This is a genomic window from Streptomyces graminofaciens (assembly GCF_030294945.1).
Taxonomy (GTDB): domain Bacteria; phylum Actinomycetota; class Actinomycetes; order Streptomycetales; family Streptomycetaceae; genus Streptomyces; species Streptomyces graminofaciens.
The window spans coordinates 5119657-5136425 of record NZ_AP018448.1 but is presented as its reverse complement, the minus strand read 5'-3'; the positions used below and the strand labels follow the sequence as shown (position 1 = coordinate 5136425).

The following is a 16769-nucleotide window of genomic DNA, read 5'->3' as shown; positions in this document are numbered from 1 at the left end:
GGCCGGCCCGCGGCTCTGGCGCGTTAGGGTCGACGGCATGACCGAGAGCCCCATTGACCTCACGCAGGACGCGGCGCGGCTGACCGCGCAGCTCGTCGACTTCGCCTCCGAGAGCGGCACCGAGAAGCCCCTCGCGGACGCGATCGAGACCGCTCTGCGCGCCCTGCCGCACCTCACGGTCGACCGGTACGGCAACAACGTCGTCGCCCGCACGAACCTCGGCCACGCCGAGCGCGTGGTCCTGGCCGGGCACATCGACACCGTCCCCATCGCGGAGAACGTCCCCTCCCGTCTCGACGAGAACGGCGTCCTGTGGGGCTGCGGCACCTGCGACATGAAGTCGGGCGTCGCCCTCCAACTGCGCATCGCGGCAACGGTCCCCGCCCCCAACCGCGACCTCACCTTCATCTTCTACGACAACGAAGAGGTCGCCGCGGACCTGAACGGCCTGAAGCATGTCTCCGAGGCCCATCCCGAATGGCTGGAGGGCGACTTCGCGGTGCTCCTCGAACCGACCGACGGCCAGGTCGAGGGCGGCTGCCAGGGCACCCTGCGGGTCCTGCTGCGGACGAAGGGCGAGCGCGCCCACTCCGCGCGCGGCTGGATGGGCGCCAACGCCATCCACACGGCCGCCCCGATCCTGGCCCGCCTCGCCTCGTACGAACCCCGCTACCCGGTGATCGACGGTCTGGAGTACCGCGAGGGCCTCAACGCGGTCCGGATCTCGGGCGGTGTCGCGGGCAACGTCATCCCCGACGAGTGCGTGGTGAGCGTCAACTTCCGTTACGCGCCCGACCGTACGGAGGAGGAGGCCATCGCCCACGTCCACGAGGTGTTCGCGGACTGCGGGGTCGAGGAGTTCGTGGTGGACGACCACAGCCCCGGCGCGCTGCCCGGCCTCTCCCACCCGGCGGCCGCGGCCTTCATCGAGGCGGTCGGCGGCACCCCTCAGCCCAAGTACGGCTGGACGGACGTCTCCCGCTTCAGCGCGCTCGGCGTACCGGCCGTCAACTACGGCCCCGGCAACCCGCACTTGGCGCACCGGCGCGACGAGCGGGTGGAGATCGCGAAGATCCTGGCGGGCGAGGAGCGCCTGCGGGCCTGGCTCGCGGAATAGGACACGCTCGCGTCCCCCGTCCGTAACCCGCGTGGATCTAGGCTGGGTGAACGAACAGCACGACGGAGGGAGCGGACATGGCGACCGGCAACCCCGAGGGCAAGAAGCAGCCACCGAAGGAGCAACGGCTGGGGCCGGTGCTGCTCAGGCGCGACCAGGTCCAGTCGAGCACGACGGACCAGCGGCTGCTCGACGCCGGCGGCCCGTCCGACTGGGTCCACACGGACCCCTGGCGGGTTCTGCGCATCCAGTCGGAGTTCATCGAGGGCTTCGGCACGCTGGCCGAACTCCCGCCCGCGATCAGCGTGTTCGGCTCGGCGCGTACGCCGGCCGACTCACCGGAGTACGAGGCGGGTGTACGGCTGGGCCGCGGCCTGGTGGAGGCCGGCTTCGCCGTGATCACCGGCGGCGGCCCGGGCGCGATGGAGGCGGCCAACAAGGGCGCCTCCGAGGCGGGCGGCGTCTCCGTCGGCCTCGGCATCGAACTGCCCTTCGAGCAGGGTCTCAATCCGTACGTCGACATCGGCCTCAACTTCCGCTACTTCTTCGTCCGGAAGATGATGTTCGTCAAGTACGCGCAGGGCTTCGTGGTCCTGCCCGGCGGCCTGGGCACCCTGGACGAACTCTTCGAAGCCCTCACCCTCGTCCAGACCCAGAAGGTGACCCGCTTCCCCATCGTCCTCTTCGGCGAGTCCTACTGGAGCGGCCTCATCGACTGGCTCACCAACACCCTCATCGCCCAGGGCAAGGCCTCGGACAAGGACCTGACCCTGTTCCACGTCACGGACGACGTGGACGAGGCGGTGGCGTTGGTGTCGAAGGAGGCGGGCCGGTAAGCCAGGGGTCTGCCGGGTTGCGGGTGGTGTGGGGTGGCGGCCCGCGGGCCGTTGCCTCTGAGGGCGCCGAGCCTGCGCTACAAATCCCCACCGACCCGCACCCGACAACCCCCCTTACTCCGCCGCGGGCCTACGCCAGCCCCCGCCGGGCCACCGCCGGAGCCCGATGCCCGGCAATGGACGCCACCATGTCCAACACCTGCCGAGTCTCCGCCACCTCATGCACCCGGTACACCTGCGCCCCCAACCACGCCGACACGGCGGTCGTGGCCAGCGTGCCCACCACCCGCTCCTTCACCGGCCGATCCAACGTCTCCCCCACGAAGTCCTTGTTGGAGAGCGACACCAGCACCGGCCACCCCGTCTCCACCATCTCCCCCAACCGCCGCGTCGCCTCCAGACTGTGCCGCGTGTTCTTCCCGAAGTCGTGCCCGGGATCGATCAGCACCGACTCCCGAGGCACCCCCAGCGACACGGCCCGCTCGGCCAGCCCGACGGTCACCCGGAGAATGTCGGCCATGACGTCGTCGTACGTGACCCGGTGCGGCCGGGTCCGCGGCTCCGACCCACCCGCGTGCGTGCACACCAGCCCGACCCCATACCGTGCCGCCACCTCCGCGAGCCGGGGATCGACCCCGCCCCACGCGTCGTTCAGCAGATCCGCCCCGGCCTCGCACACGGCCTCCCCGACCTCGTGCCGCCAGGTGTCGACGCTGATGATCACATCGGGAAACCGCCGCCGCACCTCCGCGACGAAACCGACCGTCCGCCGTGCCTCCTCCTCGGCGGTCACTTCCTCGCCGGGCCCGGCCTTCACACCACCGATGTCGATGATGGCGGCCCCGTCCGCCACCGCCCGCTCCACGCGCGCGAGCGCCGGCTCGTCCAGGAAGGTCGCCCCCTGGTCGTAGAAGGAGTCCGGGGTCCGGTTCACGATCGCCATGATCACCGGCTCGTGCGTGCCGAATTCCCGCTTGCCCAGCCTGAGCATCCGCTGTGACCTCTCCCGGTAAGTCCGTTGAACGACCGCCCTTCGGGGCCGCCTGCGACCCTAACTGTCAGACTCGCATGGCACGATCGGAGCCGGACACACTCGAGGGGACCCCAGCGATGCTCATGTTCTTGTTCCTGGTCGTCGCGCTCGCCGTGGTCGTCGCCGCGGTGACGCTCAACGTGGTGGGCGGCGGCGAGAACGCCGTGCTGCCCGAGACCCCGGTGGAGCGGCTCCAGGACGCGCTGCCCGCCGACCGCCCGGTCCACCGCGGGGACATCGAGTCGCTCCGCTTCCCGGTCACCGCGCGCGGCTACCGCATGGCGGACGTGGACGACGCCCTCGGCCGCCTCGGCGCCGAGCTCGCCGAGCGGGACGACCGCATCGCCCATCTGGAGGCCGCGCTGGCCGGCGTCCGCGCGTCGACGGCGATCTCCCTGAGCAAGCCGGAGGAGGGTGACCACCGGTGAGCGACGGCACGGCCCTCGCCGGACCCGACGGAGCGCTGCGCTGCCCCTGGGCCCTGTCCACCGAGGACTACGTGGCGTACCACGACGAGGAATGGGGCCGCCCGGTCCACGGCGACGACGCCCTGTACGAGCGGCTGTGCCTGGAGGCCTTCCAGTCCGGCCTGTCCTGGATCACGATCCTGCGCCGCCGCGAGGGCTTCCGTAAGGCCTTCGCCGGCTTCCGGATCGCCGAGGTCGCCACGTTCACGGACACCGACAAGGAACGCCTGCTCGCCGACCCGGGCATCATCCGCAACAGAGCCAAGATCGAGGCGACGGTGGCCAATGCCCGGGCCCTGGCCGAGTGGACCGAGGGCGAGCTGGACGAACTGATCTGGTCCCACGCCCCGGACCCGGCCACCCGCCCGGTCCCGAGGACCCTTGCCGACGTCCCGGCGGTCACCGACGAGTCCACGGCCCTCTCCAAGGCCCTCAAGAAGCGAGGCATCCGCTTCGTGGGCCCGACGACGGCGTACGCCCTGATGCAGGCGTGCGGCTTGGTGGACGACCACTTGGAAGCGTGCGTCGCGAGGAGCGCCCCGTAGGAGGCGCGGGGCTGTGACATTCTGCGGCTCCGCCGCGTGGGCGCGATCGACCACGACGGAACCGCAGCTCACCACAGACCGAATCAGCTCCCCAAAAAACCGTCTCTCCGAAAACCGAATCAGCGTCCCAGATACTTCGGTGTCTCCTTGTTGACGAAGGCCTGCACCGCGATCCCATGGTCCTCGGAAGACCCCGCCCGCGTCTGCAGCTCGTCCTCCTTGTCCAGGGTCTCGGCCAGCGAGTGAGAGAACCCGTACGCGACCGCCTCCTTGATCGCCGCGTACGCCACCGTCGGCCCCCCGGCCAGCGCGCGAGCGACCTTCGCCGCCTCCTCGGCCAGCTCCGCCGACGGAACGACCCGGTTCGCGATCCCCAGCTCGTACGCGTCCTGCGCGCTGATGCTGCGCGGGAAGAGCAGCAGGTCGGCGGCGCGACCGGGGCCGATCACCCGGGGCAGGGTCCAGGAGACCCCGGAGTCGGCGGTGAGCGCGACCCCGGCGAAGGACGTGTTGAAGGCGGCCGTGTCGGCGACGACGCGGTAGTCCGCCGCGAGCGCGAAGCCGAGGCCCGCGCCGGCCGCGACCCCGTTCACCCCGGCGACCACCGGCTTCGCCATGCCGGTCAGGGCCTTCACGATGGGGTTGTAGTGCTCGCGGACGGTGGTCATCGTCTGCTGGGAGCCGGTCTCCTTGTCCTGGATCAGCAGCCCGATGTGCTCCTTCAGGTCCTGGCCCACACAGAAGGCCCGGTCCCCGGCGGCGGTCAGCAGCACGGCCCGTACGGCGTCGTCCGAGGCGGCGGACTCAACGGCCTCCCGCAGCGCGACCTTGGTCGCGATGTTCAGCGCGTTCATCGCCTCGGGGCGGTTCAGCGTGATCGTCGCGAGTCCGTTGCTCACCTCGTAGAGCACGGTGTCGGCCATGGCGGTTCCCCTCCGGTGTCGCGGCTCCGGCGTACTGGTCAGTACGCCCTCGGTCACAGCACAGCATGGCGGAGATCGCCGACGGTGGTGCGGGCCGGACATGTGACCTGCGTCAAAGAATCCCTATTGGCCGAGCGGCGGTCGAGGTCCGTGCGGTGGCGCAGTATCGCAGCCACATCGCCGAATTGGGTGGTTTTGCTCGCGCGCGTTGCCCAAGCGATGCCGACTGATGTTGGTCATCGGGTCATGACATGCGGGATAATGGCCTGGAAGCAATGTGTTCGATGCCGGTGTCGCGTGTCCCCGCTTGGACCGCGCGTGCCCTCCAGGGCCGTCGGCTTTGACGATGAGCTGGTTTCAGGAAGGGGAACGAGCATGGCGGCCATGAAGCCGCGGACGGGCGACGGCCCGCTCGAGGTGACAAAGGAGGGGCGGGGCATCGTCATGCGCGTTCCCCTCGAAGGCGGCGGTCGGCTCGTAGTCGAGCTGACCCCTGATGAGGCCGACGCCCTCGGCGACGCTCTCAAGAAGGTCGTCGGCTGACGCGCGTAGCGACCATACCCGTTCAACCGCCCCGGCACCCACGATGGTGCCGGGGCGGTTGTTTGTCCGGGGCCCGGCCCCAGTCGGTGCGGCGGGCCGGTGCGGCGCAGCGAATGCCGTGACCGTCCGGCTCGGTGTCCGATCGTCCGACCCGGTGTCCGCCTCTCGGTCAGCTCAGCGCTTGACCGCGCAGAGCAGGCCGTCGCCCACCGGGAGCAGGGACGGCACCAGCTCGGGGCTCTCGCGGACCGTGCGCAGCAACTCCCGCAGACGTATGACCTCGGTGGGCTGCGGGCCCGAGTCGACCGTGCGGCCGGAGGCGAAGACGCCTTCGAAGGCGACGAGGCCGCCGGGCCGCAGAAGGCGCAACGATTCAGCGAGGTAGTCGAGGGACTCGAGTCGGTCGCCGTCGCAGAAGACCAGGTCGTAGCCGGCGTCCGCGAGGCGTGGCAGTACTTCCAGGGCGTGGCCCGGGATGAAACGGGCGCGGTTGCTGGCGAAGCCGGCCGCGCGGAACGCCTGCCGGGCGAACTGCTGGTGCTCGGGCTCCGGATCCACCGTGGTCAGGACGCCGTCCGGCCGCATGCCGTGCAGCAGATGGATCCCGGAGACACCGGTCCCGGTGCCGATCTCCGCGACGGCCTTCGCGTCCACGGTGGCGGCGAGCATGCGCAGCGCGGCGCCCGTACCGGGCGACACCGAGCGCAGCCCTGCCTCGCGGGCCCGGTCACGGGCCCAGCGCAGCGCGTCCTCCTCGGCGACAAAGGCGTCGGAGAACGCCCAGCTCGTCAGCCGGTTGCCGGTAATGAGCCTCTCCTTATGTCCCCGTGGTTGCCTGGGCGTGACTGTATCCGTTGCCGTCGGGAACCCGCTGATGGGACCGGTCGTTTGAAGGGATGAGTGAAACGACGGGGGCCGCGACGGGGGCAACGGATGGATCAGTACGACGGGCGTCAGGGTGGCGGGCAATTGCTGACACACCCAGATGAGCAGCCATATGGGCCGCATCAGCGCAGATCAATTTCTCGTAAAACCGCTTATCCGGAGCTAACGGGCGAGGTGGCTATGGTAGGGGCTCCACTGGACACCACCAGAGCCGACAGGGGAGGTGCGGCTGCACCTGTGGATCGGGGAGGAGTGCTCCGGCGCTTTCTCGGATCGGCGGGCAGGCCGAAATCCGTGAACGACACCGCTGACCGCAGCCACGCCGACGCCTTCGCCACGCGCGGAGCGCAGACCGCGACCTTCACCACCGACGCGGACTCGCAGGCGTGGACTCCGCCCACCTGGGAGGAGATCGTCAGCACCCACAGCGGCCGGGTCTACCGCCTCGCCTACCGTCTGACCGGCAACCAGCACGACGCCGAGGACCTCACTCAGGAAGTCTTCGTCCGCGTCTTCCGTTCCCTGTCGACGTACACGCCCGGAACGTTCGAGGGCTGGCTGCACCGCATCACGACGAACCTCTTCCTGGACATGGTCCGCCGCAAGCAGCGCATCCGCTTCGACGCCCTCGGCGACGACGCGGCCGAGCGCCTGCCCAGCCGCGAGCCCACCCCGCAACAGGTCTTCAACGACGCGCACTTCGACGCGGACGTCCAGCAGGCCCTCGACACCCTCGCCCCCGAGTTCCGCGCCGCCGTCGTCCTCTGCGACATCGAAGGACTGTCGTACGAGGAGATCGCCGCGACCCTCGGCGTCAAGCTCGGCACGGTCCGCTCCCGGATCCACCGTGGCCGCTCCCAGCTCCGCAAGGCCCTCGCGCACCGCTCCCCGGAAGCCCGGGCCGAGCAGCGTCGCGGGTTCGTGGTGCCGCGGGTGCCCGCGCTGGGAGGAGGGGGCGCGACCGCGTGAGTGGATCACGTCCTACGCCTGCTGAGCAGCATCTGGGAGACCGTCTCTCCGCCCTTGTCGACGGAGAGCTCGGTCATGAGGCGCGCGACCGCGTCCTGGCACATCTGGCGACCTGTCCGAAGTGCAAGGCGGAGGCGGACGCCCAGCGCCGTCTGAAGAACGTCTTCGCGGAGGCCGCGCCCCCGCCGCCGTCCGAGAGCTTCCTGGCCCGTCTGCAGATGCTTCCGGCAGGGGGCGACACCGATGGTGGGGACTCACCGTTCGGTGGTGGCGGCTTCGGCGGAAGACTCAAAGGAACGGCCGGCGGTCCGGGACTCACCCCGGATGCCACCGACTCCAGGGACTTCGCGGACTTCGGCGTCTTCGGCCCGCCCGACGACTCCTTCGGATACCTCCCGTCGGGCCCGCACGGCGGCGCGCTGTCGCCGTCGGAGGGCCGTGGCTTCCTCGGCGGCCGAGGGCTGCCCGGTGGCGGCCGTGGACTGCTCGGTGACCGCGGATTCCTGGGCAACCGGGGCCTCTCCGGTGACCGGGGGTTCCTCGGCGGCCGGGGCGGTACGGGCGCGGGTGACCGCGGGTTCCCGGGCGCAGGTCGCCCGGCGGAGAACCATCGCGAGTCCCGGACGGACGAGGCGGGCGCCGCCGAGGCCGTGGAGGACGGCAGAGGCACCACCGGAGACCGTGGGTTTCGGATCCATGACGTGAGCCGGTCCGAGTTCGAGCGGTCGGCCTCGCGCGGCATGCGGTTCGCCTTCGTGGCGGCCGGCGCCGTGTCACTCGCCGCGATCGCCCTCGGCGGGATGTCCACCGGGGTGCCCACCGAGACGGCGGACGCCCGCGGCGGTCCCGGCTCCGGCAGCAATGTCACCCCGCTGCGGACCCAGGCCTCGGGCACCGCCCAGGCCTCCGAGGCACAGCGCCGCCGGGGAGCCGTCGGCCCCCTGCTCGGACAAGGCGTCCGCTCCATGGCCGAGGGGCCCCTGGCACAGACGTCCGCCTCAGCGCCCCTGCTGCCCGGAGTCCCCGCTCCGGCCGGCCAGGGTCACCACGCCGTGCACCCGCTGACCACACCGGTGCTCGCCGGTGCCGCCGTGATGTCCCCGCTCATACGTCCGCTTCTGGCGACCGCACCGGGCGAGCTGGGCGCCTGGCCGGCGGCACCCGAGCTCACGGCGCCCGAACTCGTGGCTCCGGGCCTGCTGAGCGCTCCCGACACCACCTCGTCCCCCACTCCCACCTCCCCTGCCCTCCGCTGACCCCGGCTTCTGCGCGCCGACCCGCGAACCTGGTTGAATCCAGGGAGGGCCTTGTCCGCTCGGGCCGGGTCCGGCCTGCGGCATGATCCGCCGGACAGCGCCCGAGGCCTGTCCGGCGGATCACTTGGCTTCAGGAGGCAGCGCCTGACCGGCCGCCGGTGAGCGGAGACTGGTGCGTGCGGCTGCGGGCGGAGGTGCGAGGCGACGCGGAGCGTCGTCGATTCACGACGCCGCCGCAGCAGCTGTGCGCGACAGCCCCCGTGGCCCGTGCGTGATCCGCCGGACAGGCCCTAGGTGTGGGGAGAGCATGGACGAGGGGAAGCCCGCGAAGGCGAAGTGGTGGAGCCGGTCCCGTGCCCAGGAGACGGGGGCGACGGGGGACCACGCGGGGTCTTCGGAGGACACCTGGGCGCCGGACACGGTGTCCGCTTCCGCCGGGCTCGGGGACGTGGAGGACGGCACGCGCGGGATCGAGGCCGACAGGGCTGCGGCCGAGCGTGTAGGGGTATCTGACGCAGAGGTACCCGAGCTCGGGGTGCGTCGCGAAAGTGTGGGGGGCGATTACGAGTTGGAACGGCCTGAATCGGTGCCTGCCGGGGGCGGGATCGACACCGGGGACGACACCGGAACCGACACCGGGAACGACTTCGAGCTGGCCCGGCCGGGGGAGACGCCGGCCCCGGGCCGCGGCTCTGATGAGGGTTCCGATGCCGGAGGGGACTTCGAGTTGGAGCGGCCCGCTTCGGTGGAGGCGGCGGGTACGGGGAGCGGCACGCAGGCAGGGGCGGGGGGTTCGAGTTCGTCTCCTGGGGAGGAGGTGACCGCACGCCTCGGTCTGGAGAAGAGCGCTCCGACCGGCGAGACGACTTCACTGCCGGGTGGCGGCGTGGAGGCGGGGGCACCGATGGGTGGCGGGGCGATGAGTGTCCCGGCCGCCGGTGGCGCGATGAGTGCCTCGGGAGTCGCCGACGCGAGCGATGCCCGACCAGCCGCCCAGCAGCCCGCCGACGGCAGTGGTGTTCAGCCGGTCGCCCAGCAGCCCGCCGACTCGGTCGGTACGCCCGGCACGGCGGACACGGGCGTTCAGCCGCTGCAGTACCCGGCCACCCAGCCGACCGCTCAGGTGGAGCGTCCCAAGCCGCTGCACGACCCCGACCCGTACAGCACCCCGCCGTACGGCGAGCCCGGCCCCTGGGCGCCCGCCCCGCCGGTTCAGCACCCCGCGACGACACCCGCGCACGGCACGTCCGTGCAGGCGGGCGCCCCGGCTTACGGCCTGGCCGGTCCGGCAGAGGCTGCGGCTCATGGTGCGCCCACGTCGGCGGAGCCCATGGCGCACGGTGGGCCCCCGTCGGCGGGCGTCCCGGCGCACGCTGGGGCCACCTCGGTCGAGACCCTGGCGCACGGTGTGCCCGCGCCTGCGGGGACCCCGGCGCCCGGCGTGCCCATCTCGGCCGAGCTCACGGCTCCGGTCCCGCCCGGCGTGGCACAGGGCCCCTCCCACGGTTCCCCCGCCCCCGAGGCTCAGCACCAGGCGCCCGGCGTCACACCGGCCCCCGCAGCGACGTACCAGGCGCCCGGCCACACCCAGGGCCCGCCGCCCCACGCCGCCGCCCCCGCAGCCGAGGTGGCCTCCGGCAACGGCATCCCCGGCTCACTGGCGATGACCCCGGCCCACGGCACCTCCGTACCGCCCACGGCGACCCCGTACCCGACGGATGCCGCGCAGCCCGCCCCGGCGACCTTCTACGCCGAGCCGTCCCAGCCCGCTCCGGCGCCCCCTTACGCGGACACGAGCGGGACCACGGTCGCGGCGGCTCCGTACTCGGACGCGAGCGGGACCACGGTTGCGGCGGCTTCGTACTCGGACGCGCCGCACGCCGCGCCCGCGGCGGCTCCATACGCAGACCCCTCCCCAGCCTCACAGGCGGCCGTCCAGGGCACCCAGGCGGCCCCGCCCGGCCCCTGGCAGAACTACGACCCCTGGGCCGGGTCGGGGGCGTTGCAGCAGAACGGGGCCGGTGGGGGTGGTGATCGGCAGCGGAAGCGGGGGCGGAAGGTTCTGGTTCTCGGGGCCGTGCTGCTCGCCCTCGTGGCCGGGGGGATCGGCGGAGCCGTGGGCGCGTATCTGGAGCGCAACGGCGGGGTCGGCGAGGTCGAGCTGCCGCAGTCCAGCGACGGGCTGAAGGGGCGGGCGCCCGACAGCGTCGCCGGGATCGCCGCCAGCGCGCTGCCCGGCGTAGTGACCCTGCATGTGCGCGGGCGGGAGGCCCAGGGCACCGGCACCGGCTTCGTGCTCGACAAGCGCGGTCACATCCTCACCAACAACCACGTCGTCGAACCCGCCGGCTCGGACGGCGACATAACGGTGACCTTCAGCGGCGGCGAGACCGCCGAGGCCACCGTCGTCGGCCGGGACAGCGGCTACGACCTGGCCGTCGTCAAGGTGTCCGGTGTCAGCGGACTCAAGCCGCTGCCCCTCGGCAACTCCGACGAGGTCCAGGTCGGCGACCCGGTCGTCGCCATCGGCGCCCCCTTCGACCTCGCCAACACCGTCACCTCCGGCATCATCAGCGCCAAGGAGCGGCCCATCACGGCCGGCGGCGACGGCGGCGACGCCAGCGACGTGTCGTATGTGGACGCGTTGCAGACCGACGCCCCGATAAATCCGGGCAACTCCGGCGGCCCGCTCGTCGACGCCAGCGCCCATGTCATCGGCATCAACAGCGCCATCCGGTCCGCCGGCAGCTCCGACGCGGACGGCGGACAGGCCGGTTCGATCGGGCTCGGCTTCGCGATACCCATCAACCAGGGCAAGCGCGTGGCCGAGGAGCTGATCAACACCGGCAAGGCGACCCACCCGGTGATCGGCGTGACCCTCGACATGGACTACTCGGGCGACGGCGCCCGTATCGGCACGGAGGGCAGCGGCGGCGGGTCCGCGGTCAACCAGGGCGGCCCCGCCGACAAGGCGGGCCTCCGCTCCGGCGACGTCATCACCGAGGTCGACGGCCAGCGCGTCCACTCCGGTGACGAGCTGATCGTCAAGGTCCGCGCCCACCGTCCGGGCGACGACCTGGAGCTCACCGTCGAGCGCGACGGCAAGGAACGGAAGGTCAGCCTGACCCTCGGGTCCTCGGACGGCTGAGACGACGGCCGAGCCGACCGGAGGGGGCGGACGCACGACGGCCGGGCGGTTACTGACAGGAACTTCACAGCAGAAGGCCCAGCACCCCCTCCGGCCAGGCAAACAGCAGGGAAAACCAGTCGTATGCGGACACCCGGAGGCCGCCCGGCAGTACCGGATCGACAGGATGGCCGGGTACCGTGGACCCGGCCCGGACCACGGAAGACCTGCCGAGGCCCGCGACCGGGACCGAGGACATCGCAAGGAGCTTCAGATGTTCAGTGACATAGGTACGCTTGAGGTGGTGGCGCTCGTCATCCTCGCCGTGCTCGTCTTCGGACCGGACAAGCTCCCGAAGGTGATCCAGGACATCTCACGGACCATTCGCAAGATCCGTGAGTTCTCGGACAGCGCCAAGCAGGACATCCGGCAGGAGCTGGGACCGGAGTTCAAGGACTTCGAGTTCGAGGATCTCAACCCCAAGACGTTCATCCGCAAGCAGCTGGACAACGACGACCTGGGGCTGAAGGAGATCCGCAACGGCTTCGACCTGAAGAAGGAGATGGCCGAGGTCACGGACGCGGTCCACAGCAGCGATTCGTTCTCGTCCTCCTCGTCCTCCTCGGGTGCGTCCGGCGGTTCCGTCGACATGACCAAGAAGCGCGAGGCCCTCGACGTGGGCGAGCGCCCGCCGTACGACCTGGACGCCACCTGAGTCGTACGAGCGTGTGCCGGCCCTCCGGTCGCCGTGCACCCGTGTTCCGCCACGCCCCCGTGCGTGACGCGATTCATACTGCTGAGCCCCTCCGTACGGCCCGAACCCGCCCGTACGCCGTCCCACGCGCCGGGCGCTTTCCCTGCTGCTCGGAGTGCTGTGGCTATGCTGCCCAGTTGTTGTGCGGACCGTATGGAAAGCGAGCGAGACGCCCGGAGGGGGGCGGGCCGCTCCGGTCCGCCGAGAGCGAGGAGGCGTCCGGCAGATGGAGACGACGAGTCGGGTAGGCGCGCAGGCGTCGGCCGCGGAGGGCGGACAACAGGTCCCCTTCGCCCGACGCACGGTCGACGGCTACCTGCTGGCGCCCTTCCCGTGGTACGGCCTCGACGAGGCCTTCACGGGGCCGCGCTGGCTGATGCAGGTCGGTACGTCGGCGGAAGGAGCCGTCGAGCACGGTTCGGTCGGTCACGGTGACGAGCCCTCGGTGCGCAACGAGTACGCCACCGGGGCGGACGACGAGGTCAAGGAGCGGTTCGCGGTCGTGGTGACAGTCGCCGCGAACGACGTCCGTCGCAGCGCGGACGGTACGGGTGTCCTGGAGGCCACCTCGGTCTCCTCCGCGGCGTGGCTGGCCGGGGTCGGGTTGCTGTCCTTCACCTGGCCTGGGCAGTTGGACCACGCCCTGCGGGGCGACTGGCTGGACCAGCAGACCGAGACGGCGTGGGTTCTCGCGGACGATCTCGCGGGGCCGGACTGGTCGACGTTGTCCTTGCCCGTGGACGGGGTGCCTACGCCGTTCCACTACCGGGAGTCCGAGTTCGGGTGGGTGCTCGCGGGGTCCACGTCGCAGGGGGTGCACGTGGGTGCGTACGGGAGAGGGATGAGTGCGTACGGGCTCGGCTTCGCCATGATCAAGGACATTGCGGCGTACGCGTAGCAGAGAGGGGCACCGCTTCGTGTTGCTGCGGTGCCCCTTTTGCTGCGGTGCTAGAACTTGTTCCTCGGTGTGATGCCCAGGCTCATGCCCGACAGGCCCCTCTGGCGGCCGCCCAGCTTGCCCGCGATGGCGCGCAGGGCCGAGCCCGCGGGGGAGTCGGGGTCGGTCAGGACGACCGGCTTGCCCTCGTCGCCGCCCTCGCGGAGGCGGACGTCGATGGGGATGGAGCCGAGGACCGGGACCGTGGCGCCCGTCGTCCGGGTCAGACCGTCGGCGACCGACTGGCCGCCGCCCGTGCCGAAGACGTCGACCATCTCGTCGCAGTGGGGGCACGGCAGGCCGGACATGTTCTCGACCACGCCGACGATCTTCTGGTGCGTCTGGACCGCGATGGAGCCGGCGCGCTCCGCGACCTCGGCCGCCGCCTGCTGGGGGGTCGTGACGACCAGGATCTCCGCGTTCGGGACCAGCTGGGCCACCGAGATGGCGATGTCGCCCGTGCCCGGGGGCAGGTCCAGGAGCAGGACGTCCAGGTCGCCCCAGTACACGTCCGAGAGGAACTGTTGCAACGCCCGGTGCAGCATCGGGCCGCGCCAGACCACCGGCGTGTTGCCCGGGGTGAACATGCCGATCGAGATGACCTTCACGCCGTTCGCGGACGGCGGCATGATCATGTTCTCGACCTGGGTGGGGCTGCCGTCGGCGCCCAGCATGCGGGGCACGCTGTGGCCGTAGATGTCCGCGTCCACGACGCCGACCTTCAGTCCGTCGGCCGCCATCGCCGCCGCCAGGTTCACCGTCACCGAGGACTTGCCGACGCCGCCCTTGCCGGAGGCGACCGCGTACACGCGGGTCAGCGAGCCCGGTTTCGCGAACGGGACCTCGCGCTCGGTCTGGCCGCCGCGCAGCGCGGTCGCCAGCTCCTTGCGCTGCTCGTCGCTCATGACGTCGAGCGTGACGTCGACGTGGGTGACGCCCTCGACCCGCGAGACCGCCTCTGTCACACGCTGCGTGATCGTGTCGCGCATCGGGCAGCCGGAAACCGTCAGGTACACGGTGACCGCGACCGCTCCGTCCGCACCGATCTCCACCGATTTGACCATCCCCAGCTCGGTGATGGGTCGGTTGATCTCGGGGTCGTTCACCGTCGCCAGTGCTTCGCGCACCGCGTCTTCCGTAGCCATAAGGACGATGGTACGGCGACCGGCGGGGGCCTCGGGAAGCCCGTCAGCGGTCGTCTTCGTCACGCCCGCGGTGCTGCTCCTGCGGGAACACGACCCGGCCGTCGCCCCGCCCGTCGTGCTCGTGGAGTTCCTTGACCAGGTCCTGCAGCTCGGAGCGCAGCCAGTCGCGGGTCGCGACTTCCCCGAGGCCGATGCGCAGGGCCGCGATCTCCCGGGTCAGATACTCGGTGTCCGCGATCGAGCGTTCGTTCTGCTTGCGGTCCTGTTCGAGGTTGACCCGGTCGCGGTCGTCCTGGCGGTTCTGCGCGAGGAGGATCAGCGGGGCGGCGTAGGAGGCCTGGAGGGACAGCATCAGGGTCAGGAAGATGAACGGGTAGTTGTCGAAGCGCAGGTCGGCCGGGGCGAAGATGTTCCACAGCACCCACAGGATGATGACGATCGTCATCCAGACGATGAACCGTCCCGTGCCCAGGAACCGTGCGATCCGCTCCGAGAGCCGCCCGAAGGCCTCCGGGTCCCACTCGGGCAGCAGCCTGGTCCTGCGCGGCAGGGGCAGGTCGAGGCGGGTGCGGGGGCGTGCGGAGGCACCCGAGGGCGTGCGCTCCCGCAGGGGGATGCCGGAGGATAGCGTGCGCTCGCGCATCGACGAGGCGCCGGAGTGCGCTCGTTCCCGCCCTTCCCGCCCGTCGCGCTCATGACGCTCGCGCCGGTCATGCCGCTCATGCCGGTCATGCCGATCACGCCAATCAGGAACCATGGCCGACCCCCTCGACTTCGTCGCCGCCCTCGCCCATCTCCCCGCCCTCGCCCATCTCCCCGCCCACGCCCCGGCTTTCGTCCTCGTCCTCGTGAAGGTGGAACTCCGTCTCCCGCCAGTCCTCGGGCAGCATGTGGTCCAGCACGTCGTCCACGGTCACCGCGCCCAGCAGCGAGCCGCTCTCGTCGACCACGGGTGCCGCGACCATGTCGTACGTCGCGAAGAACCCGGCCACCTCGGGCAGCGCGGCCTCCGGGTCCAGCGGCTGGAGGGCATCGTCGAGGATCGCGCTGACCAGCGTGTACGGCGGGTCGCGCAACAGCCGTTGGAAGTGGACCGTGCCCAGGTACTTGCCGGTCGGGGTCTCGTCCGGCGGCCGGCACACATACACCTGGGCCGCGAGCGCGGGGGACAGGTCGGGGTTGCGGACCCGGGCGAGCGCGTCGGCGACGGTCGCGTCCGGACGCAGCACGATCGGCTCGGTGGTCATGAGGCCGCCGGCGGTCTTCTCCTCGTACGCCAGCAGCCGCCGTACGTCCGCCGCCTCGTCCGGCTGCATCAGCGCCAGCAGCCGCTCCTGCTCGTCCTGCGGCAGCTCGGCGAGGAGGTCGGCCGCGTCGTCCGGATCCATGGCCTCCAGGACGTCGGCGGCGCGCTCCTCCTTGAGCTTGCCGATGATCTCGATCTGGTCGTCCTCCGGCAGTTCCTCCAGGACGTCGGCGAGCCGGTCGTCGTCGAGGGCGTTGGCGACCTCGGACCGGCGCTTCGGCGACAGATGGTGCAGCACGTTGGCCAGATCGGCGGGGCGGAGCTGTTCGAAGGTGGCGAGGAGGCTCTCGGCGCCCTGCCCGTGCTCCTCCAGCGAGAACCCGGTGACCGCCGACCACTCCACGGTCAGCGTCTCGGCCTTGCTGCGCCGGAAGGCCCCGCCCCGCCCCTTGCGTACGAACACCCGGTCGATCTCCCAGTCCCGGCGGGCCGGGAGCTGCTGCACCGAGACGTCGAGGACGGTCACCTCCTCGCGGGTCTCGACGAGGGTGACGCGGCGGTCCAGCAGTTCGCCGATGACGAGCCGCTCGGTGGGGCGCTGTTCGAAGCGGCGCACGTTCAGGACGCCGGTGGTGATGACCTGGCCGGACTCGATGCCGGTCACCCGCGTCATGGGAAGGAAGATCCGGCGGCGCGTGGACAGCTCCACGACCAGCCCGAGCAGCCGTGGGGGCTTCCGGCCGACGCGCAGGATGACGACCAGGTCGCGGACGCGGCCCACCTGGTCGCCGTTCGGGTCGAAGACGGCGACGCCGGTGAGGTGGGAGACGAAGACCCGGGGCGCCACCGCTGCCATGAGCCGCCCCTTTCCTTCCCGCCGCAGAGGGATTGTCCGCCGAGGAGGGCTTCAGGCTAGCCCGTCCCGATCGGATATGCCCTGGTGAGCGGTGCGGACGGTCTGCTTCTGAGAGGTGTTCGGGACCCCG

The 16769-nt window shown here is 71.4% G+C and carries 16 protein-coding genes; 10 read left to right on the top strand and 6 right to left on the bottom strand.

Translation table 11 applies throughout. From position 1 onward, the window contains the following. The first annotated feature begins 37 nt into the window (after positions 1 to 37). Together dapE and SGFS_RS21820 are read left to right on the top strand one after the other, a co-directional pair. On the top strand, positions 38 to 1117 hold the full coding sequence (gene dapE / locus SGFS_RS21825; protein ID WP_286252623.1) for a succinyl-diaminopimelate desuccinylase: 1080 nt from the start codon (positions 38 to 40) through the stop codon (positions 1115 to 1117). A gap of 77 nt (positions 1118 to 1194) precedes the next feature. Beyond that, positions 1195 to 1953 carry an LOG family protein gene (locus SGFS_RS21820; protein ID WP_286252621.1) on the top strand — a complete coding sequence of 253 codons (759 nt, stop codon included), beginning with the start codon at positions 1195 to 1197 and terminating at the stop codon, positions 1951 to 1953. Between the two features lie 130 nt (positions 1954 to 2083). Here SGFS_RS21820 and folP read toward each other — a convergent pair whose 3' ends face one another. Beyond that, positions 2084 to 2944, bottom strand: a complete 861-nt coding sequence (folP, locus tag SGFS_RS21815) for a dihydropteroate synthase (RefSeq protein ID WP_286252620.1) — start codon at positions 2942 to 2944, stop codon at positions 2084 to 2086. Between the two features lie 119 nt (positions 2945 to 3063). Between folP and SGFS_RS21810 the strand changes: the two genes are divergently transcribed. Together SGFS_RS21810 and SGFS_RS21805 are read left to right on the top strand one after the other, a co-directional pair. Continuing rightward, positions 3064 to 3414, top strand: coding sequence for a DivIVA domain-containing protein (locus SGFS_RS21810; RefSeq protein ID WP_286252619.1), 351 nt, complete (start codon positions 3064 to 3066; stop codon positions 3412 to 3414). Next, positions 3411 to 3998 (top strand): DNA-3-methyladenine glycosylase I, encoded by a 588-nt coding sequence (locus SGFS_RS21805; protein WP_286252617.1) that lies wholly within the window; start codon positions 3411 to 3413, stop codon positions 3996 to 3998. Before SGFS_RS21810 ends, SGFS_RS21805 begins: the two co-directional genes overlap by 4 nt. 119 nt (positions 3999 to 4117) lie before the next feature. Here SGFS_RS21805 and chcB read toward each other — a convergent pair whose 3' ends face one another. Continuing rightward, positions 4118 to 4921 carry a 2-cyclohexenylcarbonyl CoA isomerase gene (chcB, locus tag SGFS_RS21800; RefSeq protein ID WP_286252615.1) on the bottom strand — a complete coding sequence of 268 codons (804 nt, stop codon included), beginning with the start codon at positions 4919 to 4921 and terminating at the stop codon, positions 4118 to 4120. A gap of 375 nt (positions 4922 to 5296) precedes the next feature. Here chcB and SGFS_RS21795 point away from each other — a divergent pair, with 375 nt between their 5' ends. Further along, positions 5297 to 5464, top strand: coding sequence for a DUF3117 domain-containing protein (locus tag SGFS_RS21795; RefSeq protein WP_003966491.1), 168 nt, complete (start codon positions 5297 to 5299; stop codon positions 5462 to 5464). 174 nt (positions 5465 to 5638) lie between these two features. Here the strand turns inward: SGFS_RS21795 and SGFS_RS21790 are convergent, their stop codons facing one another. Continuing rightward, positions 5639 to 6340, bottom strand: coding sequence for an O-methyltransferase (locus tag SGFS_RS21790; RefSeq protein WP_286260003.1), 702 nt, complete (start codon positions 6338 to 6340; stop codon positions 5639 to 5641). A gap of 261 nt (positions 6341 to 6601) precedes the next feature. Here SGFS_RS21790 and sigE point away from each other — a divergent pair, with 261 nt between their 5' ends. From sigE to SGFS_RS21765, 5 genes are all read left to right on the top strand, one after another. Further along, positions 6602 to 7318 (top strand): RNA polymerase sigma factor SigE, encoded by a 717-nt coding sequence (gene sigE, locus SGFS_RS21785; protein ID WP_286252614.1) that lies wholly within the window; start codon positions 6602 to 6604, stop codon positions 7316 to 7318. After that, entirely contained in the window at positions 7315 to 8574 is a 1260-nt protein-coding gene (locus SGFS_RS21780; protein ID WP_286252613.1) for an anti-sigma factor family protein, read from the top strand. The genes sigE and SGFS_RS21780 overlap by 4 nt, the downstream gene beginning before the upstream one ends. Positions 8575 to 8881: 307 nt before the next feature. After that, positions 8882 to 11722, top strand: coding sequence for a S1C family serine protease (locus SGFS_RS21775; protein WP_286252612.1), 2841 nt, complete (start codon positions 8882 to 8884; stop codon positions 11720 to 11722). 253 nt (positions 11723 to 11975) lie between these two features. After that, a complete protein-coding gene (locus tag SGFS_RS21770) occupies positions 11976 to 12416 on the top strand; it encodes a sec-independent translocase (protein ID WP_286252610.1) in 441 nt (146 codons plus the stop codon). Positions 12417 to 12681: 265 nt separating this feature from the next. Then, positions 12682 to 13353: a hypothetical protein gene (locus SGFS_RS21765; protein WP_286252608.1), complete on the top strand. Its 672-nt coding sequence runs from the start codon at positions 12682 to 12684 to the stop codon at positions 13351 to 13353. A 50-nt stretch (positions 13354 to 13403) separates the two neighbouring features. On the opposite strand, the gene SGFS_RS21760 is transcribed toward SGFS_RS21765, so the two are convergent. From SGFS_RS21760 to SGFS_RS21750, 3 genes are all read right to left on the bottom strand, one after another. After that, the gene (locus SGFS_RS21760; protein WP_286252605.1) at positions 13404 to 14537 is read right to left on the bottom strand and encodes an Mrp/NBP35 family ATP-binding protein; all 1134 of its coding nucleotides are present in this window, start codon (positions 14535 to 14537) and stop codon (positions 13404 to 13406) included. A gap of 43 nt (positions 14538 to 14580) precedes the next feature. Continuing rightward, on the bottom strand, positions 14581 to 15180 hold the full coding sequence (locus tag SGFS_RS21755; protein WP_286252604.1) for a DUF1003 domain-containing protein: 600 nt from the start codon (positions 15178 to 15180) through the stop codon (positions 14581 to 14583). 103 nt (positions 15181 to 15283) lie between these two features. Continuing rightward, the gene (locus SGFS_RS21750) at positions 15284 to 16639 is read right to left on the bottom strand and encodes a magnesium transporter MgtE N-terminal domain-containing protein (RefSeq protein WP_286252603.1); all 1356 of its coding nucleotides are present in this window, start codon (positions 16637 to 16639) and stop codon (positions 15284 to 15286) included. Positions 16640 to 16769: the final 130 nt, after the last annotated feature.